At 61.7% G+C, this 22,260-nt stretch carries 22 protein-coding genes; 19 read left to right on the forward strand and 3 right to left on the reverse strand.

Annotation, left to right across the window (positions count from 1 at the left end; genetic code table 11):
- Positions 1–59: 59 nt before the first annotated feature.
- The 9 genes from HGHM_RS21680 to HGHM_RS16675 all read left to right on the forward strand — a co-directional run bounded on the left by HGHM_RS21680 (position 60) and on the right by HGHM_RS16675 (position 9,056).
- Entirely contained in the window at positions 60–1,847 is a 1,788-nt protein-coding gene (locus HGHM_RS21680) for an N-acyl-D-amino-acid deacylase family protein (RefSeq protein WP_019142690.1), read from the forward strand.
- A gap of 742 nt (positions 1,848–2,589) precedes the next feature.
- Positions 2,590–2,994, forward strand: a complete 405-nt coding sequence (locus HGHM_RS16640) for a hypothetical protein (RefSeq protein ID WP_148415718.1) — start codon at positions 2,590–2,592, stop codon at positions 2,992–2,994.
- Between the two features lie 11 nt (positions 2,995–3,005).
- Positions 3,006–4,415 carry a TolC family protein gene (locus tag HGHM_RS21685; protein ID WP_148415720.1) on the forward strand — a complete coding sequence of 470 codons (1,410 nt, stop codon included), beginning with the start codon at positions 3,006–3,008 and terminating at the stop codon, positions 4,413–4,415.
- 18 nt (positions 4,416–4,433) lie between these two features.
- On the forward strand, positions 4,434–5,807 hold the full coding sequence (locus HGHM_RS16650; RefSeq protein WP_019142694.1) for a multicopper oxidase family protein: 1,374 nt from the start codon (positions 4,434–4,436) through the stop codon (positions 5,805–5,807).
- A gap of 20 nt (positions 5,808–5,827) precedes the next feature.
- On the forward strand, positions 5,828–6,196 hold the full coding sequence (gene copC / locus HGHM_RS16655; RefSeq protein ID WP_026076124.1) for a copper homeostasis periplasmic binding protein CopC: 369 nt from the start codon (positions 5,828–5,830) through the stop codon (positions 6,194–6,196).
- Between the two features lie 3 nt (positions 6,197–6,199).
- Positions 6,200–7,117: a copper resistance D family protein gene (locus tag HGHM_RS21690; RefSeq protein WP_019142696.1), complete on the forward strand. Its 918-nt coding sequence runs from the start codon at positions 6,200–6,202 to the stop codon at positions 7,115–7,117.
- A 43-nt stretch (positions 7,118–7,160) separates the two neighbouring features.
- Positions 7,161–7,484, forward strand: a complete 324-nt coding sequence (locus HGHM_RS16665; protein WP_019142697.1) for a copper-binding protein — start codon at positions 7,161–7,163, stop codon at positions 7,482–7,484.
- A 727-nt stretch (positions 7,485–8,211) separates the two neighbouring features.
- Positions 8,212–8,418 carry a heavy-metal-associated domain-containing protein gene (locus HGHM_RS16670; RefSeq protein WP_019142698.1) on the forward strand — a complete coding sequence of 69 codons (207 nt, stop codon included), beginning with the start codon at positions 8,212–8,214 and terminating at the stop codon, positions 8,416–8,418.
- Positions 8,419–8,612: 194 nt separating this feature from the next.
- A complete protein-coding gene (locus HGHM_RS16675; RefSeq protein ID WP_019142699.1) occupies positions 8,613–9,056 on the forward strand; it encodes a DUF411 domain-containing protein in 444 nt (147 codons plus the stop codon).
- Between the two features lie 127 nt (positions 9,057–9,183).
- Here HGHM_RS16675 and HGHM_RS16680 read toward each other — a convergent pair whose 3' ends face one another.
- Together HGHM_RS16680 and HGHM_RS22725 are read right to left on the reverse strand one after the other, a co-directional pair.
- Positions 9,184–10,368 carry an MFS transporter gene (locus HGHM_RS16680; protein WP_019142700.1) on the reverse strand — a complete coding sequence of 395 codons (1,185 nt, stop codon included), beginning with the start codon at positions 10,366–10,368 and terminating at the stop codon, positions 9,184–9,186.
- Between the two features lie 28 nt (positions 10,369–10,396).
- Positions 10,397–11,782, reverse strand: coding sequence for a bifunctional DedA family/phosphatase PAP2 family protein (locus tag HGHM_RS22725; RefSeq protein WP_019142701.1), 1,386 nt, complete (start codon positions 11,780–11,782; stop codon positions 10,397–10,399).
- A gap of 304 nt (positions 11,783–12,086) precedes the next feature.
- Between HGHM_RS22725 and HGHM_RS16690 the strand changes: the two genes are divergently transcribed.
- The 4 genes from HGHM_RS16690 to HGHM_RS16705 all read left to right on the forward strand — a co-directional run bounded on the left by HGHM_RS16690 (position 12,087) and on the right by HGHM_RS16705 (position 15,816).
- The gene (locus HGHM_RS16690; protein ID WP_026076126.1) at positions 12,087–13,049 is read left to right on the forward strand and encodes a chromate resistance protein ChrB domain-containing protein; all 963 of its coding nucleotides are present in this window, start codon (positions 12,087–12,089) and stop codon (positions 13,047–13,049) included.
- Positions 13,046–14,218, forward strand: a complete 1,173-nt coding sequence (locus HGHM_RS16695) for a chromate transporter (RefSeq protein WP_019142703.1) — start codon at positions 13,046–13,048, stop codon at positions 14,216–14,218. The genes HGHM_RS16690 and HGHM_RS16695 overlap by 4 nt, the downstream gene beginning before the upstream one ends.
- A gap of 126 nt (positions 14,219–14,344) precedes the next feature.
- Positions 14,345–14,800: a chromate resistance protein ChrB domain-containing protein gene (locus HGHM_RS16700; RefSeq protein ID WP_019142704.1), complete on the forward strand. Its 456-nt coding sequence runs from the start codon at positions 14,345–14,347 to the stop codon at positions 14,798–14,800.
- Entirely contained in the window at positions 14,797–15,816 is a 1,020-nt protein-coding gene (locus HGHM_RS16705) for a YncE family protein (RefSeq protein WP_019142705.1), read from the forward strand. Before HGHM_RS16700 ends, HGHM_RS16705 begins: the two co-directional genes overlap by 4 nt.
- Before the next feature lie 93 nt (positions 15,817–15,909).
- Here the strand turns inward: HGHM_RS16705 and HGHM_RS16710 are convergent, their stop codons facing one another.
- The gene (locus HGHM_RS16710) at positions 15,910–16,467 is read right to left on the reverse strand and encodes a Crp/Fnr family transcriptional regulator (RefSeq protein WP_218918056.1); all 558 of its coding nucleotides are present in this window, start codon (positions 16,465–16,467) and stop codon (positions 15,910–15,912) included.
- Positions 16,468–16,622: 155 nt separating this feature from the next.
- On the opposite strand from HGHM_RS16710, the gene HGHM_RS16715 reads away from it, so the two are divergent.
- The 6 genes from HGHM_RS16715 to HGHM_RS16750 all read left to right on the forward strand — a co-directional run bounded on the left by HGHM_RS16715 (position 16,623) and on the right by HGHM_RS16750 (position 22,052).
- Positions 16,623–17,129 carry a hypothetical protein gene (locus HGHM_RS16715; RefSeq protein ID WP_019142707.1) on the forward strand — a complete coding sequence of 169 codons (507 nt, stop codon included), beginning with the start codon at positions 16,623–16,625 and terminating at the stop codon, positions 17,127–17,129.
- Between the two features lie 247 nt (positions 17,130–17,376).
- Complete coding sequence (locus tag HGHM_RS16720) at positions 17,377–17,820, forward strand: DUF411 domain-containing protein (protein WP_019142708.1); 444 nt, start codon at positions 17,377–17,379, stop codon at positions 17,818–17,820.
- Between the two features lie 287 nt (positions 17,821–18,107).
- Positions 18,108–18,485, forward strand: a complete 378-nt coding sequence (locus HGHM_RS16730) for a four-helix bundle copper-binding protein (RefSeq protein WP_019142709.1) — start codon at positions 18,108–18,110, stop codon at positions 18,483–18,485.
- A 189-nt stretch (positions 18,486–18,674) separates the two neighbouring features.
- Positions 18,675–19,046 carry a hypothetical protein gene (locus HGHM_RS23510; protein ID WP_019142711.1) on the forward strand — a complete coding sequence of 124 codons (372 nt, stop codon included), beginning with the start codon at positions 18,675–18,677 and terminating at the stop codon, positions 19,044–19,046.
- A 45-nt stretch (positions 19,047–19,091) separates the two neighbouring features.
- Positions 19,092–21,464 (forward strand): heavy metal translocating P-type ATPase, encoded by a 2,373-nt coding sequence (locus tag HGHM_RS16745; protein ID WP_034349303.1) that lies wholly within the window; start codon positions 19,092–19,094, stop codon positions 21,462–21,464.
- Positions 21,465–21,548: 84 nt separating this feature from the next.
- Complete coding sequence (locus tag HGHM_RS16750) at positions 21,549–22,052, forward strand: protein-disulfide reductase DsbD N-terminal domain-containing protein (RefSeq protein WP_081583632.1); 504 nt, start codon at positions 21,549–21,551, stop codon at positions 22,050–22,052.
- Positions 22,053–22,260 lie beyond the last annotated feature (208 nt).

Genomic DNA, 22,260 nt, shown 5'->3' on the forward strand with positions numbered 1-22,260 from the left:
AAAGCGAAGACTTTCTATGTTAGCGTTCTTGCAATCCCACCTGGAGAAAGGCAGACCACATGAGTTATGACCTCATCATCCGCGATGGCCTGTTTTTCGACGGCAGCGGGGCGCCCGGCCAGCGGCGCGATATCGGGATCAAGGATGGACGCATTGCCGCCGTCAGCGCAACGCCATTGGAGACCAGCGGCGCCGAAGTCATCGAAGCTGCCGGCCGCTGGGTCATGCCCGGCTTCCTCGACACCCACACGCATTACGATGCCGAACTGCTCGTTGCGCCCGCCCTGAAGGAATCGGTGCGCCACGGGGTGACCACCGTCACCGTCGGCTCCTGCTCGATCAGCATGATCCTGTCCGAGCCGGAAGACTGTTCCGACCTGTTTACCCGCGTCGAATCGGTGCCGCGCGCCCAGGTGCTGCCCTTGCTGCAGAAGCGCAAGACCTGGTCCACGCCACGCGATTACGTGGACTTCCTCGAGCGTCATCCGCTCGGGCCGAATGTCACCTCTTTCCTCGGCCACTCCGACCTGCGGGTGAAAGTGCTGGGCCTGGCACGCGCCGTCGACCCGAACGTGCACCCGACGGAAGAGGAAATGCGGCGCATGGAAGCGATCCTGGAAGAAGGCCTGGATGCGGGCCTGCTGGGCCTGTCCACCATGACCCTGCCCTGGGACAAGCTGGATGGCGACCGCTTCCGCTCGCGGTCCCTGCCTTCCACGTATGCGAGCTGGAAGGAATACCGGCGCTTGAACCGCATCCTGCGCCGGCGCGGCCGCATTCACCAGGGCGCGCCGAATGTCGTCACCAAGGTCAATGCGCTGCTGTTCCTGTTTGCCAGCTGTGGCCTGTTCCTGCGCAAGCCGCTCAAGACCACGCTGATCACCCTGATGGATCCCAAGGCCGACCGCTGGCTGCATCGCGTCGTCGGCAAGCTCGCGCATTTCGCCAACAAGGTTTTCGATGCCGATTTCCGCTGGCAAGCGTTGCCGACGCCGTTCGAGGTGTATGCCGACGGCATCGACCTCGTGATTTTCGAGGAATTCGGCGCCGGCCAGATGGCGCTGCACCTGACCGAGGAAATTGCGCGCAACGCGCTGTTCCAGGATGAAGCCTACCGGCGCAAGTTCCGCCGCGACTATGAAAAGCGCTGGTCGCCGCGCGTCTGGCACCGCGATTTCCACGATGCGCGCATCGTCGGTTGCCCGGATGCCGCGCTGGTCGGCCAGACCTTCGGCCAGGTGGCCGACGCGCGCGGCATCCATCCGGTCGATGCCTTCCTCGACCTGGTGGTGGCGCACGGCCGCCTACTGCGCTGGCATACGGTGATCGCCAACGACCGGCCGGAAGCGGTCAAGCGCATCATGCAGGAGCCGGCCATCCTCGTCAGCTTCGCTGATTCCGGCGCGCACATCCGCAACATGGCTTACTACAGCTTCCCCCTGCGCTTCCTGAAGCTCGTGCGCGATGCCGAGCGCGAGGGCCGGCCGCTGATGCCCATCGAAAAGGCGGTCTGGCGCGTGACGGGAGAGCTGGCCGACTGGTTTGGTGTGGATGCCGGCCATTTGCGCCTGGGGGATCGCGCCGACGTGGTGGTGGTAAATCCCGAGGCCCTGGATGCGCGCCTGGAGGCGTATCACGAAGCGCCGATGGAAGAGCTGGATGGCCTCATGCGCATGGTCAACCGCAGCGATGGTGCGGTCGACGCCGTGCTGATCAGCGGCCGGGTCGCTTTCCGCGACGGCCGGTTTGCGCCGGACTTTGGTCATGCACGCGGTTACGGCCAGTTCCTGCCGGCGGGTGCCGAGGTTCCGCCTGAAGCCCGGGGCAAGCTGGAGCAGGCTGCGTGAAAGCTTCTGCCGGCCCGCGCCGCTGCCCCTGAAGTCCGGATTCGCGCTTTTTACTCCGGCTGGAGCCGGCAGAACCAGCGAAAGAGTTTCGACTCGAACGACTGTTTCCGATTCTGTTTCACAAGTGCCGCCAGGTTTTGCTTGACCTTCCCGTTGTGGGAGGCTTTACACTTCATAAGTGTCCCGTCTGCAAGCATGGCCGTGTGCTAGACTAAAAATCATGAGTCGCATTCTCAAGACGTTAATTTTTTGGCTGCTGATCCTTGCCCTGCCCATCCAGGGCATGGCTGCTGTTGCCACTGCGTCATGCGGGACGGCTCATCACGATGCCTTGGCTTCCATCGCGGAGCATGACCATTCCGACCATACCCGGTCATTGGCTCAGGGTGGACATGATGCGCACGGAACTGCTGCCATGGACGGCCACCACGGGTCCGATAGAACTTCTTACGAGCACCAAGACCACAAGCACTCGTCGTGCAGCGCCTGTGCTGCATGCTGCTTCGGCGCGGTTGCTCCGCCTCCCTTTGCAGTCTGGAATCCTGCAATTCCCCCCTCGCAATCCGTCATCGTCGCATCTCCTGTTCTTGTCCTCGGTTTTGTTCCGCCGGGCATTGACCGCCCTCCACGGCGTCGTTCCGCCTGATCACAGCTAAGCGCAAACGCCAGGATCTGCCTGCGTCTTGAGCGCTTTGGTCCATCGCGCGCATCCCTGCGCTCGCATCAGAATTCGAGGAATACGATGTCAATACAGAAATTACTTGCCATGACGGCGGCTGCCATACTGCCGCTTGCCGCGATCGCACAAGAAAAACAAGCCGGCTGGAATCCCGCCGATCCGAATTCTCCCGCAACGCAATTCCAGTACGAGTCTGCGTTCAAGGCTTACCTTGCCGCCGATGACGAGGGCGCTCCGCCGGACCAGGGATGGCGCGCCGCCAATGCCGCGCTGGTTCCGCAAGACGGGCAGCAGGGCAGCCAACAAGGAGACTCCGCCGGACATGCCGGGCATGGGGCAGGTATGGAGGGCTCCATGAACGCCATGCCAAGCCATGCGCATCACATGATGTCCCCTGCACCCGTCCAGGCTGGCGCGGCTCCGGCAGTGGAACGGGAACCGGCCGGCCACGGCCACCATCATCACTAAGCGAGACTGCGATGACAATTAAAAAGTGTTCACGCTCCGCAATGGCAGTTGCCGTCGCGCTGGCCACACTTACCCTGGCGGGATGTGCAACATTTTCCAGGGACGGCGGCTTCGACACCGTGTCGGCGCTGACCAGGGAAAGAACCGGGCAAGGCGTGCAGAAGCCCGCCACCGATGCGGATGCCACTGCCCGGTCCCAGGCAAGGCAGTTGCTCACGAAGCCGCTCACACCGGATTCAGCCGTGCAAATCGCGCTGTTGAACAACCGGGGATTGCAATCCGCGTTCGCTGAACTGGGCATTGCCGAGGCTGAGCTGGTGCAGGCCGGCAGAATGCGCAACCCCGGTTTCTCCTTTGGCCGCCTGCAGGGCGGGGGCGAAATCGAAATCGACCGCAGCGTGATGTTCGACCTGGTGAACCTCCTGACCGTCCCCTGGCGCAGCGGCATCGAGCAGCGCCGCTTCGAGCAGGCCAAACTCGCCGCCGCGGCGCAAGCCGTGCAGCTCGCTGCCGACACCCGCCGCGCCTATTTCAACGCGGTCGCCGCCGCACAGACGGCGCAATACATGGAGCAGGTCAAGGACGCCGCCGAAGCCAGCGCCGAACTGGCGCGCCGGCTGGCCCGGGTGGGCAACTGGAGCAAGCTGGACCAGGCCCGCGAACAAGCCTTCTATGCCGACGCGACGGCGCAACTGGCCCGTGCTCGCCACAACGCCGTGGCCGCGCGCGAACAGCTGACGCGCCTGCTCGGCGTATGGGGCGAGCAGGTCGAATACAAGTTGCCGGAACGTCTTCCTGATTTGCCACAGGCGCCGAATGAGCTGGGCTACGCCGAACAGAAGGCCATGGAGCAGCGCCTCGATGTGCTGATGGCCAGGCGGGACGCGGAGGCGACGGCCAGTTCCCTGGGACTGAGCAAGGCTACCCGCTTCGTCAACGTGCTCGAAGCCGGCTACCAGAACAAGAGCCAGACTGGCCAGCCGCGGCAGAACGGCTACGAAATTTCGCTCGAGCTTCCGCTGTTCGACTGGGGCGGCGCGCGCACGGCAAAGGCCGAGGCGCTCTACATGCAGGCCGTGCACCGCACGGCGGATATCGCGGTACGTGCCCGGTCCGAAGTGCGCGAAGCGTATTCGGCCTACCGGACTTCCTATGACGTGGCCCGGCACTACCGCGATGAAGTCGTACCGCTGCGCAAGAAGATTTCCGACGAGGTCCTGCTGCGCTACAACGGCATGCTCGCCAGCGTGTTCGAATTGCTCGCCGATGCGCGCGACCAGGTCAGCAGCGTGAACGCGGCCATCGAAGCGCAACGCGACTTCTGGATTGCCGAGACCGACCTGCAAGCCGCCATCAATGGCAGCGGCGGCAGCCCCACCCCGCTCCGGGCATCCGCATCCGGCGGTGCCGCCAAAGAATAAGCTGAAAGGATTTGCATCATGGTATCTCGCAGAGATTTCTTCAAGAATGCTGGCGTGCTCGCCGTCGGCGCCGGTCTTGTGAGCCGTGTCGGCGCTGCGTCGCTGCCGGAAGCGGCCACCATGGATGGCCCGGCCACCAAGGCGCCACCTCCGCCACCCAATGGCCGCCCGTATCGACCGGTCATCACGCTCAACGGCTGGTCGCTGCCCTGGCGCATGAACAATGGCGTCAAGGAATTCCACCTGGTGGCCGAGCCAGTCGTGCGCGAAATCGCCCCCGGCATGAAAGCCAACCTGTGGGGCTACAACGGCCAGTCGCCGGGGCCGACCATCGAAGTCGTCGAAGGCGACCGCGTGCGGATTTTCGTGACGAACCGCTTGCCGGAAGCCACCAGCGTGCACTGGCACGGCCAGCGCCTGCCGAGCGGCATGGATGGCGTCACCGGACTGACGCAGCCCGCCATCCCGCCGGGCAAAACCTTTGTCTATGAATTTGTCGCGCAGCGCGCCGGTACCTTCATGTATCACCCGCACGCGGACGAGATGACGCAAATGGCAATGGGCATGATGGGGTTCTGGGTCACGCATCCGCGCAATCAGGCCGATCATTCGGTCGACCGCGATTACGTGATGCTGCTCAGTTCCTACGACATCGACCCGGGCACCTACACCCCGCGGGTCAACACCATGACCGAGTTCAACATCTGGGCAGTGAATACCCGCACCTTCCCCGGCATCGCGCCTATCGTTGCCGCCACTGGCGACCGCGTGCGCATGCGCATCGGCAATCTGACGATGACGAACCACCCGATGCACCTGCACGGCTTCTCGATGGAGGTCACGGGTACCGATGGCGGCTGGGTGCCGAAGAGCGCGCGCTGGCCCGAAACGGTGGTGGACATCGGTGTGGGCCAGATGCGCAACGTCGAGTTCATCGCCGATGTCGCCGGCGACTGGGCATTCCACTGCCACAAGTCGCATCACACCATGGGGCCCATGGGACATGCCGTCCCCACCATGATAGGCGTGAAGCAGGATGACATCGTCAAGAAGATCAACAAGCTGGTACCGGAATACATGGCGATGGGCGACAAGGGCATGGGCGACATGGGCAGCATGCAAATGCCGATTCCGGACAACACCTTGCCGATGATGGATGGGCAAGGGCCGTTCGGAAACATAGAAATGGGTGGCATGGTCATGGTCGTCAAGGTGCGTGATGGCCTGCCGCGCAACGACTACCGCGATCCGGGCTGGTATCAGCATCCGAAAGGGACCGTTGCCTACGAATGGACAGGCGAGGTACCGGCCGCTCCGAAGGCTCCCGCCGTCGACAGCGGCAAACCCGGCCTTGAACTCAAGGTCCGCAAGCCGCAGGGTCACAATCACTAATGCCTCTGACAGGAACCCACATGAAAGCGTCACGCAAATTTGCCCTATCCATGCTGTTCGCTGCGGCTGCCGCAGCGGGCACCACTGCAGCATGGGCACACGCGAGCCTGCAAAGCGCCGAGCCCGCAAAAGATGCGGAGGTCGCCGCGCCGAAGGAAGTGACGCTCCGCTTCAATGAGAAGCTGGAAGCTGCCTTCAGCACCGCCAGGGTGGTGGATGGCAATGGCAAGCCCGTGACCACCGGGAAGGCGACGCTCGACTCGACCGATCCGTCGGTCATGAAGCTGGCGCTGCCGCCACTGGCGCCGGGCAAGTACACGGTCCAGTTCGTGGTGGTCGGACACGACGGCCACCGCCGCAAGGGTGAGTACGCCTTCTCCGTGAAGTAAGGAATGGAATCGACCTTCCCCCAAGCGGCCTCGACGGCGCTCGTCAATATCAGCCTGGCGTGGATAGCCGGCGTGCTGGCTTGCCGCTTCTGGCTGATAAAGCGCACAGCACGGTGGCAATCAGCCGTCGCCCAACGACTGTCGCGAGCGACGACCATCGGACTGGCGGCCTGCATGGCGGCGATTGTGCTGTCACTGTGGACCGAGTCTGCGCTGATGGGGGATGTCCCATGGCTCGACGCTTGGCCTGCATTCCGCGACATGCTCGTCTCTACCCACTATGGTCATGCGGGCATCGCTGCGCTGGGGATTCTCGCGCTCGCGATCGCTGCACAGCTGGTCCTGTGCAGGGCCTGCAGCGAACGATGGTGTCTGATTATTTTGAGCAGCCTGTTTGCATTGCTGGGCGTGGCAAGGGTGGCCATTGGCCATGCCTACGAACACGGCCCCTTCAGTCTGGCCGTCGTCGTGGAATGGCTGCACATCGTTTCCATGTCGCTTTGGGCGGGTATCGTGTTTGTCGCAGGCTGGCTGGCGCTGCCCGGCGTGTTACGCGCGGAAGCGCAACCCACGACTGAACGCACGGCGTTTCTGACGTCGATGTCCGACTGGGCTGCCGGCGCGCTGGTCGTCATCCTTGCGACAGGCGCTTACAACGCATTCCGAGTGCTCGGAAGTCCAGCAGATTTTGTCCGGACGCCATACGGTAACGTTCTTCTGCTGAAGCTTTGCCTCGTCATTGCTGCCATCGCCCTGGGTGGCTTCAACAAGTTCGTCGGTCTGCCGGCGGTCTTGCAGTCCGCAGACGGTCAGCAAGGACTACGCACCGTGATTGCAGTCCTGCGCGTGGAGTCGATTGCCTTACTGCTTGTCCTGGCAGCCGCAGCCGTGCTGACGAGCAGTGCTCCGCCAGGCACCTGATATCAACCCTGTTATCGCTGTTCCAAGGAAAGGAAACACATCGATGAAAATTATTGTAAAAGCCGCATTTGCCGCCGCCGTACTCCTGACGGCTGTGTCGACCAGTTTTGCCCAGTCCGCCCAGGCCAGCTCCGCCTCGGTCGATGCGATGTCCACGGGTGAAGTGAAGAAGGTCGACAAGAGTGCCGGCAAACTCACCATCAAGCATGGCCCGCTGAAGAACCTGGGCATGGATGCGATGACCATGGTCTTCCGCGTGAAAGACCCGGCCATGCTGGATCAGGTGAAGGTGGGCGACAAGATTAACTTCGTTGCAGAGAACCCGAACGGGCAGTTGATGGTCACCCGGCTTGAGAAGCGGCAGTAAGCGGTTCACGCGCCAGCATGGAATCATGCCGGCGCTTGCGCTAGAGGTGTGACTAGCTCGTGACCTCCACAAGAAGAAATGGTCATGCTTGCCTTCCGAGCACGCATACAGAATGTAGGGCGCGCCACGCACGCCGGGATGGCATGGTGCGCGCGGCGCACCCTACGTTCCCTAGCGGATGGGCCGATTCCCCGAATGTGGATTCCACAAGTCTGAAAGGGAAAGAAAGTAGGGTGCGCCATGCGCACCGGAAATGCATGGCGTGCATGCCGCACCCTACTTCCCCAAGGCGTATTGAACTGCGTTCCGGGTGACGTCATGCCGGCAAAAAAGAGCGCGAAGAGGGCGCTATTTTCTGCCCTGTGTTTTTCATCAAATCATGAACTGCGCATGAAGAAATTGTCATGCATGTCTTTTACGAACGCATGCAGCAGGCCTGAGCGGTGCAAGACAAATCGACCGTGGAGAAAGCATGACGAGCACTTCCAGGACGCTCCTGGTTCTCACCCTGATGCATGCAGTCCTTTCGGTTCTCCAGGCGCGGAGAGGGCGAGCGCAGCAACCATGCGCGATGGACATGATCCGATGTCCTCCACGGCGGACCGGCTGCGCGCTGCTTCCGAACTGCTCTAGTCCACGCAATGCTACCCGTGATCGGAAAAGTCCTTGACCTTCCCACCAATGGAAGGTCTACAGTGAAAGTACATCAATCATCGGAGGTACCGCAATGTATGTTCTTCAGGTAGAACGGATGAAGTGCGGAGGCTGTGCCGGCCGTGTCACCAAAGCCGTGCAAGCCATCGACAATGCCGCCAAGGTGGACGTGGACCTGGCGAACAAGTCGGTTCGCGTCGACTCGCAAGCGAATGTCGAGGCAATCGTGTCCGCCATCGCCACGACGGGCTATCCAGCAACGGTGAAAGTTCCGGCATGAGGGCAAGCCGGCGGGGCGGTTCACCGCTCCGCAGGCATACTTGCAGGCCGGCTTGATAGGCGAAATGCAATTGCTACTCTGCAAGGCGCCATCCCTCGCATCGGGAGCGCCTGCCAGATCCAGTCATGGCTGTCTGGCCCTGTCCACTCCAAACAAGGAATGGCTCCCAGAATCAACGTAAAGAAGGAAACGACATGAAACGGCGCATCTTTTTGCAGGCCATCGTTGCCAGCACTATCGGCTTGAGCGTTGTGGCGAGTGCTGCGAATCCCGTCATTGAGGTCTACAAGAGTGCCTCCTGCGGCTGCTGTGAAGGCTGGGTAAAGCATCTGCGCGAAGCGGGTTTCACCGTCAATGCACATGACGTTGCGAATCCCTCGGACTACCGGGAAAAGGCCGGCCTGCCGAATGAACTTGGTTCTTGCCACACCGCGATGGTTCAAAACTATGCGATAGAAGGGCATGTGCCGGCAGCGGAAATCAAACGCCTGCTGGCAGAAAAGCCCAAGGCGAAAGGCTTGGCAGTCCCGTCCATGCCAATGGGTTCGCCCGGAATGGAAGGCGCCCGGAAGGACGCTTACGATGTTTTCCTGGTACGCGCGGATGGCCGCTATACCGTCTATAAGCATTACAACTGATTGAACGAGGGCCAGGCCGGGATGGCATGAAAATGCGAGCAGCGGCAAGACTGGCATGCACATTGCAATGCCGGCCGCAGCCATCCCCCGGTTAAACGCGTGAAGTACGTGTCTTGAGCAACTGCCCTTACCCGGCGCTTCTGCCGACTATCAGAACGGCTGCAACGGCGCTGAAGACCGCTCCGGCATAAAAGGTGGTCGATGCGCCCCAATGTTCCCAGAGTCCGCCGGCGATCGTACTGGCGAGCAGCATCGCAATCCCGCTGGCCAGGTTGAAGAAGCCGAACGCAGTGCCCCTCAAGGCGACAGGCGCCGTTTGCGCAACCATTACGGCAAGCAGCCCTTGCGTCATCCCCATATGCAGCCCCCACAGGCCGACCCTAAGGAGCACAGGAATCCAGTGACTGCTTTGCGCCAGCACGATGTCCGCCATGATCAGCAAGCCAAGTCCGATAAGGAGCAGGATTTTGTGGCTCATCGAGTCGGCCAGTTTCCCGAACGGGTAGGCAGACAGCATATACACGATGTTCATCGCCACCATGACGAGCGGTATCAGGGCTTGCTGCATGCCGCCTTGCATGGCCCTCAGTACCAGAAAGGCTTCGCTGAACCTGGCCAAAGTGAAGAAGGCGCCGATTGCGACAATCCACCAATAGGCGGCAGTGAGCTGCTCGAGGATATCGGACTGTATAGGATTGACCCGCCTTGACGCAGGTCCGCGCTCCGGCTCCTTCACGCCAGCCGCCAGCAACAGCACGGCCAGCCCCGCGGGAATGACGGCAATCCAGAAGATGCGGCGAAAGTCGTTGGCCCACAAAAGCATCAGTCCTGCGCCGACCAGGGGGCCAAGAAACGCACCCGCGGTGTCCAGCGACTGGCGCAAGCCGAATGCCGCGCCTCGATATTCGGGAGGCGTGATATCCGCGACCAGGGCGTCGCGGGGAGCGCCGCGGATGCCTTTCCCGATGCGGTCGAACACCCGTGCCGTCAGGACCACATTCGCCGATGTGGCGATCGCGAAGAACGGCTTGCTCAGCGCGCCAAGTGCATAGCCCGCGACCGCAAGCCATTTCCGCTGGCCCAGGTAGTCGCTGAGGACACCGGAAAAGACCTTCACGATCAGCGCCGTGGCCTCCGCCAGCCCCTCGATGAATCCCACCGTGGCGACACTTGCTCCCAGCCCGGAGACGAGAAACATGGGAAGCAGGCTGTGGATCATTTCCGAGGAAATATCCATGAGCATGCTCACGCAACCGAGAACCCAGACCGACGCGGGAATCTGCCGCAATGTCGCAAATCGTTCTTCTGCCATGGACTTCCCGCCTTTTGCCGATATTCCGTTATTGGGATTGAAGGGCCTTGGTAGCGGCCCGGTACTTCCAGTATGTGTGTACGCCGACCAGACAGAGCGCGAGCCAGGCGACTGCCTCCGCCATGCCGGCGAGGACGTCGCTCAGATAATGCACGCCCAGGTACATGCGACTGAGCGACACGAGTGCGACCAGCGCAAAGGTGGACAGGACAATCGCCACCCGCCACCGCCATGAGCTTGTCTGCGATACCAGGTACGCTGCCAGCAGGCCGAAAAAGAGAGTGCTGCCCGAAGCATGGCCGCTGGGGAAACTGTACGAGTTGAGCGTGAGGATCGGATGTTCAAAGCTTGGGCGGGCGCGCTGAAAGGCATACTTCATCAGCACATTCAACAGTGCGCCACTGGGAACCGTGACCAGCAGGCACGTGAACCAGTACCAGCTTCGTTTCCAGATGAAGTACAAGGTCGCAACCAGAAGGTATATGGGAATGGCGACCGGTCCGTTGAGATGACTGACTGCCAGCATGAATTGGGTTACCGACGGCGTTGCCCGCTCGTGAAACCAGTTCGTCACCTGTACATCCACGATGGTGAGCGGGTCGCCGGTCAGCATATCCTCGGCGATACCGCCAAAGAGCCAGCTTGCGCCAACCAGGACCAGCGCACCCAGGGTCAGATGCAAGCCGAGGTAGCCGCTCGGTGACAGGCGCGCCCGGACAAATGCGATTTGTGGCGCATACCGCTGGCGATACCGGACCACGCGGGGCTGTGTCAGGAGCCGATACCACCTCTGCCGCAACTCCTGTTCGTTGCGTGTCGCCACCCGGTAAAGCCAGACAAGGCAGAAGCCAAAGAGAGCGATGCCGCCAACGATGGCACTTGCCTCGCCGATCCAGTGTTGAGCGAAGCGCCAGCTCTCGCCCAGGAAGTAGCCGAGCAACACGGTGGCCGACGACCACAGTACGCCGCCCAGCGCGTTATAGGCCAGGAAGATCCGGTAATTCATGCGTGTCGAGCCGGCGAGGAAAGGGACGATCGCGCGCGCGAAGCCGACAAAGCGGCCAAGAAGGACCGACTTGCCGCCATGGCGCTTGAAGAAGGCATCCGCCTTGTCGATCCGTGCTTGGTTCAGGCCGAAACGACTGCCGTAGCGGAGCAAGGCTGGCCGGCCAAAGTGCCGCCCCATTTCATATCCGATGCTGTCCCCGATCACCGCGCCGACTGCCACCGCCCAGATGGCAAGGTCCAGGTCCAGGACGCCCTGTGAAGCGAGAAAGCCGGTCACCAATACCAGGCTTTCTCCCGGTACCAGGAGGCCCAGGAAGGCCGCCGACTCGAGCGCAGCGCCGGCAAAGATGATCAGATACCCGAAGTACCCGATACGGCTGATGAGGTTGATGAGGTAATCAAGCATGCAGAGTGACCCGCGGCCAAAACTTCAGGATGCCATGCCGCGGGTGCGAGCATAGCAATAACGAACGGGGTGATTGGCATCGATGTGCCGGCTCAGTTTCCCGCGCACCCAGCTGTACCGGTTCCATCAGGGTTCAAATTAGTGCCCATAAAACATAAAAAGCCTGCCTGGCATGGCGCGATGCGGCAGGCGGCGCGGCAGGGCATGGGAGCAATTCCTTGGACCTTGCAGGGGCGCTCCGCTGTTTCTTTTCATTTTCAGCATTTCCCTTGTTGTTTTCATTATGTGTAGTAGAGTTATCTACATGAGTGTAAATACAACAACATGGCTGCTGCTGGTCGCGACATTGCCTACAGCCAGCACCACGGCGCGAATGCGGCTATGGCGCGGGATCAAAGCGTTGGGATGCGCGACCTTGCGCGACGGCGTCTATCTGCTTCCAGAAGGAAACGAGCGTGCCGTGGCACTCGCCGAACTCGCCAGTCAAACCAATGCTGAAGGCGGCCAGGCGTGGCTGATGAATCTCAGTACGAGGTCTGCCGACGACGAGGCGGCCTTCCATGCCCTGTTTAACCGGGCAGAAGACTATGCCGAACTTGCCGCCCGCCTTGCCCAGGCCAGAAAGGCTTTGGCAGCGCAAGGACGTGCGGAGATCGCCAGGACCGTGAAGCGGCTTCGCAGGGAGCTTGAGGCCATTCAGCGCATCGATTTCTTTCCTAACGACGCATCGCTTGCCGCACAGGCAGCCTGGGCTGATTTCCAGGAGATCGCCGACACGTTTCTGTCTCCGGATGAACCGCATGCCGAGATGCGGCCCATTCCACGCCTGGATCGGGCCCGCTACCAGGGGCGTACCTGGGCGACACGGCGGCACCTCTGGGTCGACCGGGTGGCGAGTGCATGGCTGATCAAGCGTTTCATCGACCGCGAGGCGAGGTTTCTCTGGCTCGACAGCCCGGCCCATTGCCCGCCGGACGCGCTGGGCTTCGACTTTGACGACGCGGCATTCACCCATGTCGGGGACAAGGTCACGTTCGAAGTGCTGCTCGAAAGCTTCGGCCTGGAGAACGACCGTGGCTTGTCGCAAATCGCGTCGCTCGTACATTTTCTCGATGTCGGCGGGACTGCTCATCCCGAAGCCACCGGGTTCGAAGCCATTCTGTCTGGCGCGCGGGAACGCCTGCGCGACGACGATGACCTGCTCAGGGAGTTCAGCCATGTGCTCGATTCGCTTCACCGCCATTACAGCAAGGAGACGACAACATGACTGATGTTCACCAGGCTCCGCGGTACACCCTCTGGCAGATGGTGCTGTACATGCTGCGCCTCGGTGCGCTGGGTTTTGGCGGCCCGGTCGCGCTGGTGGGCTACATGCATCGCGACCTTGTGGAAGACAGGAAGTGGATTACCGACAGCGACTACAAGGAAGGTCTGGCTCTCGCGCAAATGGCGCCCGGCCCCCTGGCGGCCCAGCTCGGCATCTATCTCGGCTTCGTCCACTACCGTATTCTCGGCGGGACGCTCGCCGGCCTCGCCTTCGTCCTCCCCTCATTCCTCATGGTAGTGGCGCTCGGCTGGGCGTATGCCCGGTTCGGCGGCCTGTCCTGGATGCAAGCGGTGTTTTACGGCGTCGGTGCAGCCGTGATCGGCATTATCGCGATCAGCGCGAAAAAGCTGACACAGAAAAGCATCGGCAAGGACAAGCTGCTTTGGGCGATTTACCTGTTGCTGCTGGTCGTCACGGTGGTGACCGAGTCGGAAGTAGCCTGGCTTTTCATCGCGTCCGGCGTCGTCGTCTGGTTGCTGCGCGCTCCGCCGAAATGGCTGACACGCAGCAGCGTCCATGGCGCCGCGCTTGCTCAAATGCCGTTCGCGGGTGCGTGGTTCGGGACAGCCGATGCCTCGCTGCTGACGCAAATCGGGCTGTTCTTCGGCAAGGCCGGTGCCTTCGTGTTCGGTTCCGGCCTGGCCATTGTGCCGTTCCTGTATAGCGGAGTGGTGCAGGAGCACCACTGGCTCAATGAAAAGCAGTTTGTCGATGCCGTGGCGGTCGCCATGATTACGCCCGGACCAGTGGTGATCACGGTCGGATTCATCGGCTACCTGATTGCCGGCCTGGCAGGGGCGACCGTCGCAGCGCTCGCCACATTCATCCCCTGCTACCTGTTCACCATCATCCCGGCACCGTACTTCAAGAAATACGGCAAGTTGCCCGGGGTGGTTGCGTTTGTGGACGGCATCACTGCAGCGGCCATCGGTGCCATTACCGGCTCCGTGATAGTGCTGGCGCGGCGTTCCATCGTCGATATTCCGACAGCTGTCATCGCCATCGTCGTGGCGGCTTTGCTCTGGCGATTCAAAAAACTCCAGGAACCCGTGGTCATCATCGCGGCCGCAGTTGCCGGCTTGATTTTGTATCCGCTTATGCACAACTGACATACCACCATACAGCCCATTTAGAAGCCCGGTTGATGTTTCTGGATGACTGGCGGCGCGGCTAGACGCGGGACAGGCCAAGTCCGCACAAGCAACGATCGAGTTCACTTTCCTGGAGGTGTCGTCATGAAATGGATTACCCGAGAGCGCCCGAAAATCGACCGCATTGCCTGTCCCTGGCTCATCGCCCGCTTCATCGACAAGGAACCCGAGTTCCTGTATGTCCCTGCGAAGGAGGTGCTGGCCGTTGCGGAAAAAGCCGGCGCCGTCCCCTACGACATCCCAGGCGTAGAGATGTCCCATGTCGGAGACCTCTGCAGCTTCGACGCCTTCCTGAACAAATACGACCTGTCTGACCCGGCGCTGCAGCAGCTGGCCGAAATCGTGCGGGGCGCCGACACTTCCCGGCTGGACCTCACGCCGCAGTCGTCGGGCCTGTTTGCGCTTTCCCTTGGTCTGTCCGCCATCTGTTCGGATGACCAGGAAATGCTGCGGCACGGGATGGTCATGTATGACGCGCTGTATGCATGGTGCCGGCAGTGTCAGGCTGAGACGCACAATTGGCCACCGGAGATGCGATGAAATGGGCTGGCCGCTGTATTGCCGCGCTCGCCCTGGGATTGCTGAGTGCGACAGGCGGCATGGCCGAGGATCGGGCAGAAGCAGGCCGCCCGGCAAGCCCCATCCTGCGCCACGTGGCCGACTACCCGTTGCCCGGAAGGCCAACTCGCTGGGACTACATGAGCCTGGATAAGGACGCGGGACGCCTGTACATCGCGCATTTGGGCGACAGCAGTGTCGTCGCGATCGATACGCAGACGAAGGCGGTCCTTGCGTCGGTCCAGAACATTGGCCAGGTGCATGGCGTTCTGGCGGTTCCGGAGCTTGGCCGGGTCTATGCAAGCGCCACCAGGACACACGAGGTGGTTGCCCTGGATGCCAATACATTAAAGGTGACCGCGCGCATTCCGGGCGGCAGGTATCCGGATGGTTTGGCCTATGCGCCGGAAGGCCACAAGCTCTATGTCTCTGATGAGACAGGAAAGAGTGAAACCGTCATCGACACGCAGACCAACAAGCGCATCGCCACCATTCCGCTCGGAGGCACGGTTGGCAACACCCAGTACGATTCCGTTTCGAAGCACATCTTCGCGAATGTGCAGGGGACGAACGAGCTGGCTGAAATCGACCCACAAAACGATACGGTGATACAGAGACTTCCTGTCCCGGGTGCAGAGGGAAACCATGGCCTGCTCATCGAGCCGGAGCTACGCCTTGCGTTTATCGCCTGCGAAGGAAACGACCGATTGCTGGTGATGGACCTGCGCAGCAAGCATGTCGTGGCGCAATTCGCCGTCGGCAAGGCCCCGGACGTGCTGGCCTACGACACGAACCTCGGCCTCCTGTATGTGGCCGGCGAGGCAGGCACGGTGTCGGTGTTCAGGGTGACCAGACAGGGAGTGATCAGGCTCGGGGACCAGCAGGTTGGCGCGAATGCGCACACCGTGGCAGTGGACCCGGCAACCCACGAAGTCTTTTTTCCCTTGAAAGAAGTCGGCGGCAGGCCTGTGCTTCGCGTCATGCGGCCATCCTTCTAGCACATGCTGAATGCAGCAAGTGCAATAGTACGATCATGCCGCGCTCGTCCCCGTCGCCTGCGCGGTGCACAAGCATCAGGCCATGTAGCCGTTTCATCGTGGGCGCTTGTCTGCTTCGAGCCAGATTTCCCCGGTCCTTCTTGTAATGCGCCCGTCCTGCTCAAGCCTGGTCAGGGCCCGATAAAGTGCTTCATGGGTGAGTCCGAGTTCTTCGGCAAATTGCTTCAAGGTGCCGTCTTGCTTCCAGCGCCCGGACGCCTCGCAGCGCAGGCACAAGGCCTGCAGCACGCGCTCCGGCGCAGACCGAATCTGGCGGACTTCCAATCGGGTGCGGAGGCCTTGAACGCGATGCGCCAGTTCCGCGGCAAACTTCCACATTTCTTCCGGATCTGCCTTGAGCTGGCGGACGATTTCGCCCTTCGGATAGACCAGGACGGTACTGTCCTTCGTCGCCACGGCATTACAGTGGTAGCGCGGGGAGAACAGGGATGCCTCGGCGAACAGCTCACCCGGACCGACGGTATGCATCGGCACTTGAGCACCGTTTGGCGTCACGCGCAGAAGCCGCATCTGACCCGACATCAGCCGGAACACCGCGAAGGGTTGATCGCCTTGCCGAAACAAGGCAGTCCCGGCCCGGAGTGTACGCATCTGCGGCGCTACACCGGCAAGCCGAGGCAAGGTGGCCTGGTCGCGAGGCAATGGAGGCGCCGGCTTCGGAGTCGATATTTTTTCCATATGATTGCAATCATATGGGAATGCGCAGGGTGCGCCAATAATGGCGATCGATTTTCAAGGAGAAGTCAATGAAACGCCTATATTTTGCTATCGGGCTGCTGGCCGCATCGCCCGCATTTGCGCAGCATGCTCACCATGCCGACGCACAACGTCATGCAGACGTGGCCGAGCGCGGGGCAGCGGTCATGCCGTTTGACCTCGCGTCAACCACGCACGTCTTCACCAAGACCGCTACCGGCGGCATCCAGCGCGTGGTGGCGAAGAACGGAACCGATGCGACGCAAGTCAATCTCATACGCGACCATCTTCGCGACATTCAAGCCAGATTCCTGCAGGGCGACTTTTCGGGGCCCGCACATATCCACGGCGCGGGCATGCCGGGGCTGTCTCGGCTCCGGGCCGCCAAACCGGGCCAGCTCGCCATCGACTATCGCGACGTGAAGGGCGGCGCGGAACTCGAGTACAAGACGAAAGACCGGCAGCTCGCCGCCGCCATCCATGAATGGTTCGACGCCCAGCTTTCCGACCATGGTAGGGACGCGGTGGAAGGGCATGTTCACAGTCACCATCATTGAACGAGCGCAGGTCAGAAGCTGCACGGGACGACAGGGAGGGCCTGTGAATGGCAGGGCGAGGCACCGGCACGCAGCCGTTCCGCGGGCGGACGATCCTTGCCTGCTGCTTGCAAGCTGGCGAATGCTGAACGCGACGGGTGCAAGTCGTCCGCCATGACGGCTATCATTCAACACTCTTGTCGCTCCCATGGAGAGCGGGCAAAGCCCAGGACAGAATAGAGCCATCAAGACCAGGAAAGGATGAATCATGAAACGACGTATTTTTCTGCAGGCGGTCGCTGCCGGTGCCATCGGCTTGCATCTTGGCGCCGCTGAGGCTGCTCCAGTGGTCGACGTCTACAAGAGCGCAACTTGCGGCTGCTGCGAAGGCTGGGTGAAGCATTTGCGGGACAACGGCTTTACCGTCAAGGCCCATGACGTCGCCAACCCTGAAGACTACCGCAAGAAATATGGCATGCCGCAGTCGCTCGGTTCCTGCCATACCGCGATGGTGCAGGGCTATGCGATCGAAGGCCATGTGCCGGCCAGCGACATCAAGCGCCTGCTCGCCGAGCGACCCAAGGCGAAGGGCCTGGCCGTTCCCGACATGCCGCTCGGCTCGCCGGGCATGGACGGCCCGCGCAAGGATCCGTATGACGTGCTGCTGGTGCAGCCGGACGGCCGCCATTCCGTCTACAGGCATTACAACTGACATCATTGATGCCCGGGCAGTGAAGCAGAGCGGCAGGATAGGCTTTACTGCGGACAAGGCGGGGAGCCAGCTGATCGTCACCACCATCGAGGTGAGGCAATAGTGCGCGCAGCGGGCAGGGCCGTGCCAGTCCTGCCTGAAAGGCCGGGATTTCTGCCGGATCGCCTTGAACAAATCAGGGGCAATCCGCTCTTATCCCAGACACGACGAGAAGCGCCCGCCAGGCGCCGGATACGCAAGGGAGGACGATCGACCATGTTCAATTTTTGCGAATCTTGGAGAACACCATGGCAGAACAACAGTTTGAATCCTGTATCGAAGCCTGCAACGACTGCGCGGACGCCTGCGACTACTGCGCCGCCTCCTGCCTGAAGGAGCCGGACCCGAAGGCAATGGCGCACTGCATCGCGCTTGACATCGATTGCGCGCAGATGTGCCGCATGGCGGCATCCTACATGGCGCGCGGCAGTGAATTCGTCGATCTGCTGTGCCACGCATGCGCGGAAGTCTGCGACGCCTGCGCCGAAGAGTGTGCCAAGCATCCCATGACGCATTGCCAGGAATGTGCCCAGGCCTGCCGGAATTGCGCGGATGAATGCCGGCGCATGGCCTCCGGCGCCCAGGCGCAGGGCATGGGCCAGACGGCCGGCACGGTCGCTCATTGATTGCGGGCGCCGCGGTCTCGCCGAGATCGATGGCGCGCCTTTTCAAACTTGTCCGGCAATTTTTGATCTGGGTCATTCATTTTCCGCAGGTCATCTTCTAGCATCGATCCCCAATAGGATTTTCCTGCCGGACATTGCCGGACAAGTCCGGTTCTTGCCGTTTTCTAAATTCATCCAAGGAGACCCATCATGAAACCGGCACGTCCCGCCTCATTCCTAGGCGCAATCGCGCTGGCTGCATCAAGCCTGACCGGCTGTGCAGGCTATTCGCAGGGGCCGCATGGCCGGCACCATTCCGGCGACATGGCTGCGCAGGGATCCATGCCCATGGGCGGGCCGCAAGGCGGGCACATGGGGAGGATGAACAGGGATGATGCGTGCGGGATGGAAGCCATGCACGAAAGGATGATGAGCGCGAGAACGCCGGAAGAGCGGCGGGCCCTGATGGCCGAGCACATGCGGTCCATGTCCCTGGAAATGATGCAAAGGCACATGGAGATGATGCAGATGGAGATGGACATGATGAGGCAGCAGATGGGATCTCAGGCGCCGGGCAGATGATCTACACTTGCGACTCCTTAACCAATGCAAGCCAAGGACTGGCGCATGAACAATAACAACCATGGTCAGCATGAGCATGCGCATCACCATGGCCACGCCGCTTCCGCGCATGGAGCCGAAGCAGTGCAGGAAGCCGGGAAGCCGTTCGTCGACCCGGTATTCGGCATGAAGGTGGCTGCCGACCCGCAGAAAAAAGTCGAATACGAAGGCGGCGAATACTACTTTTGCAGCGCTGCCTGCATGGAGAAGTTTCGCGCCAATCCCCAGGCCTATGTGGCGCCGAAAGCGCTGCAGCCCGCACGGGAGGCCCCAACGGGCACCGTCTATACGTGCCCGATGCATCCCCAGATCCGGCAACCCGCTCCCGGCGATTGCCCGATCTGCGGGATGGCACTCGAACCGGTGCTGCCCTCGCTGGAAGAGGAAGACAATCCCGAGCTCACGGATTTTCGCCGGCGGTTCTGGTGGACGCTGCCGCTGTCGGCCATCGTGATGACATTGGCCATGGCGTCGCACCGCTTTTTTCATGGAGGGCTGCCTTACCAGAACTGGATAGAGCTGGCGCTGAGCACTCCGGTCGTATTGTGGGCGGGCCGGCCCTTCCTTGAACGCTGGGCCCAGTCGATCGCGCGGCGCAGTCCCAACATGTGGACCCTGATCGGGTCCGGGGTAGGGGCCGCGTATGGCTACAGCCTGGTTGCCACGATTGCGCCCGGACTGTTTCCTGCGGCATTCATGGAGCATGGGCGGATCGGCGTCTACTACGAGGCTGCCGCCGTCATCATTTCCCTGACGCTGCTCGGACAAATCCTCGAGCTGAAGGCGCGCTCCCAGACATCGGCGGCCATCAAGTCGCTGCTGATCCTGGCGCCAAAGACGGCGCGCCGGATCCGTGACGACGGCGCGGAAGAGGATGTCCCGCTCACGCATGTCCATATCGGCGACCTGCTGCGGGTTCGTCCCGGCGAAAAGGTGCCGGTGGATGGCGTGGTGGTGGAGGGCGAAAGCGCAGTCGATGAATCCATGCTGACCGGCGAACCGATTCCCGTCACCAAGCGGCCGCAGGACAAGGTGATCGGCGCGACCCTCAATACCGGCGGCAGCCTGGTGATGCGTTCGGAAAAGGTGGGGTCCCAGACCATGCTGGCGCAGATCGTGCAAATGGTCGCCCAGGCCCAGCGCTCCCGCGCGCCGATGCAGCGCCTGGCGGACGTGGTCGCCGGCTACTTCGTCACCATCGTGGTCGGCATCGCCCTCCTTACCCTGTTCGGATGGGGCGTGTTCGGCCCCGAGCCGAGCTGGGTGTTCGGCTTCGTGAATGCGGTCGCGGTGCTGATCATTGCCTGTCCCTGCGCACTGGGACTGGCGACGCCGATGTCGATCATGGCGGCGACCGGCCGCGCAGCCACGCAAGGCATCCTGTTCCGCGATGCGGCCGCCATCGAAGGCATGCGCAAGGTAGACACGCTGATCGTCGACAAGACCGGCACCCTCACCGAAGGAAAGCCGGCCTTCGACCGGGTGGTTGCCGCGCCGGGCTTCAGGGAAGACGACGTGCTGCAGATCGCGGCAAGCATCGACCAGGGCAGCGAACATCCGCTCGCCCAGGCCATCGTCGCCCAGGCGCGCCAGCGCGGCCTGGCCCTGGACAAACCGGAATCCTTCGAATCTTCCAGCGGCATCGGGGTGCGCGGCATGGTGTCCGGGCGTCGCATCGCGCTCGGGAATACTGCGCTGATGGACAGCGAAAACGTGGACTGGCGCGTCCTGCGGGAACCGGCGGAAGAACTGCGCAGCGAAGGCGCCAGCGTCATCTACCTGGCGGCAGACGGCGCGCTGGCCGGCCTGATTGCGGTATCCGATCCGGTGAAATCAACGACGCCGGAAGCCCTTGCCAGCCTGAGGGATGCGGGCATCCAGGTGGCGATGGCTACCGGCGACGGCGTAACGACGGCGCAATCGGTGGCGAAGAAGCTCGGCATGCCGGAGGTGCATGGCGAGGTCAAGCCGCAGGACAAGCTGATGCTGGTGGAACGGCTGCAGAAGCAGGGCAGGATCGTGGCGATGGCCGGCGACGGCATCAACGATGCACCGGCGCTGGCGAAGGCCGATGTCGGCATTGCCATGGGCACCGGGACCGATGTGGCGATTCACAGCGCGCATCTCACTTTGGTGAAGGGAGACTTGCGCGCCATTGCCCGGGCCCGCCAGCTGTCGCTGGATACGGTGCGCAACATGCGCCAGAATCTCGGTTTCGCCTTCGTCTACAACGCACTCGGCATTCCCCTTGCCGCCGGCCTGCTCTATCCCTTCACCGGGAAACTGCTGTCGCCCATGATCGCGGCGCTGGCAATGAGCCTGAGCTCGGTCTCGGTGATTGCGAATGCGCTGCGCTTGCGGGGAACAAAACAAAGTTAAAACGGATTGCATGAATGCGCCACATCGTCACATCTGCGTTCATGCAATGCATTTCATGCATTATGCATATCAATGAGGGAGCTCATGTCCAGGAAAAAATTATTGCCGGCACTCGCCCTGATCACCCTTTCGCTCGGCCTGCACCCGTACAGCCTGGCGCAGCAATCCAGCGTACCGGGCTTGCAGAAGCGCCTCGGTGACCTGCTGTCCAGCCCAAAGGAAGATGAATTGCTGGAACCCGCGCAGGCCTTCAGGATGCAGCTGAAATTCAAGGGGCCGGCGACGCTGGTCGCCGATCTCATTCCCGCGCCAGGCTATTACCTGTACAGGGACAGGATCCGCTTTGCAATCAGGAATGGAAACGGCATTGCCATCAAGGCAGTCAAGCTGCCGCCGGGCGAAATCAAGAACGATCTTTCTTTCGGCAAGGTCGAGACCTACAGGCAACCGGTGCAAGCCGAAATCCTTCTCGACCGTGCCCCGGGTGCGAAGAATTTCACGCTCGCTGCTTCTTACCAGGGATGCCATGAAAAAACAGGCGTCTGTTATCCGCCGGTCGATACGGCAGTGAACCTGAGCGCGCCCTGATCCCGGCGCCTTGTCCGGCGGGGCGGAGGCGGCGTGCAAGCTGCGCGGATTTCCTGCAAGACCGGTGAAAGCATGTTCGGCGGACACTGGTCAAACAAATCAATCGGAAGCCGCTTATTCGCTGTCCAGCCATCGAAAATTCAAACTTATTTTTTTGGACGGTCCCCGCTAGAGTGATAACGATAACAAGGAATACGAACAATCCGCT

The organism is Noviherbaspirillum massiliense JC206 (genome assembly GCF_000312045.1).
Lineage (GTDB): Bacteria > Pseudomonadota > Gammaproteobacteria > Burkholderiales > Burkholderiaceae_D > Noviherbaspirillum > Noviherbaspirillum massiliense.